Origin of the sequence: Arthrobacter sp. UYEF20, from assembly GCF_040546335.1 — a bacterium.
Classification (GTDB): Bacteria; Actinomycetota; Actinomycetes; order Actinomycetales; family Micrococcaceae; genus Arthrobacter.
The window spans coordinates 1-1066 of sequence record NZ_JBEPNP010000072.1 but is presented as its reverse complement, the minus strand read 5'-3'; the positions used below and the strand labels follow the sequence as shown (position 1 = coordinate 1066).

Annotated in this window: 1 protein-coding gene; it reads left to right on the top strand. The window is 63.3% G+C overall.

The window, feature by feature from the left end; translation table 11 throughout:
* The first annotated feature begins 81 nt into the window (after positions 1 to 81).
* Positions 82 to 624 (top strand): hypothetical protein, encoded by a 543-nt coding sequence (locus tag ABIB26_RS23705; RefSeq protein ID WP_354248662.1) that lies wholly within the window; start codon positions 82 to 84, stop codon positions 622 to 624.
* Positions 625 to 1066: the final 442 nt, after the last annotated feature.

Genomic DNA, 1066 nt, shown 5'->3' with positions numbered 1-1066 from the left:
AGCCCTCACAGCCCACCAGATCCGCGACCAGGAATCCCTGGCAGCGTAACCGAAATAAAACGATGAAACTGTCTCAGAAACTTGACGTGCGCATACAGGGCTGAGGACACTCTGGCTGCTTTCGGCGGCCTCACCTTCGACTACGACCCTTTCCATTCCACGGAGGACCTCGCCGCGGTCAGCCAGGTGATCGCCCAGGGAACTGTGGAGGGGGTCCGGGAAGGACGGACCGGCACGGGCCTTCACTCAGTTGTCTTGATCCTGCACACAGGCCGCGTGGTCAAGGGCGAACTGCCGCGGGGCAATGACGGGAACGTCTACCTTGAACTCTTTGGCGCACGGAGTTCGGATCCCTTGTACTTCACGAAGGCCTTTCCCAAGGGAGCCACGGTCGTCGCGTTCATGGTGCCCGCCGGGGACGGTGCACCCAGAGAAGGAATTGACGCGACGATCGAGAACCCGAAAGCGGGCCGTCCGGACGGACAGGCGCTGTACCTTCCGGCGGGACCGCAGGGCCTCGTCCTTCAAGTGAAAGAACAAGACGTCGTATGGCCGCTCATCGGCGAGCGGGCGCCGGGAAAGATTGCCGATACGCTGCCAGGCGGTGACCTGATCAGAGGATAGCGGCAGAAGGTGCCGCAGCGCACGATCGTTGCAGCCGGAATCGAGTCAAGATAAGTGGCGGGCAGTCGGGCGAAGAGGAGTCCCAACGACGCTCGAGGCAAGCACAGCACCCAGCTCCCCTTGACAATTCCGGTTGAGAATCCTTGACCTGGTCTGATGGCTGGCGTAATCACGCTGAGGACAATGTTCGTGGCCGACGGCGCCGGCGGCAGGCGGGGTGGGGTCCGGCTGAAAGGCGCCGGATCTGCGGCAGCGTCCGGCTGGAACGCTGCCGGATCTGCGGCAGCGTCCGGCTGGAACGCTGCCGGATCTGCGGCAGCGTCCGGCTGGAACGCTGCCGGATCTGAGGCAGCGTCCGGACGAAAGGCGCCGGATCTGCGGCAGGGTCCGGATGATAATGGGTTTGGGGGTTAAATGCGGGAGAGCCTCCAGAGAAGTGTCT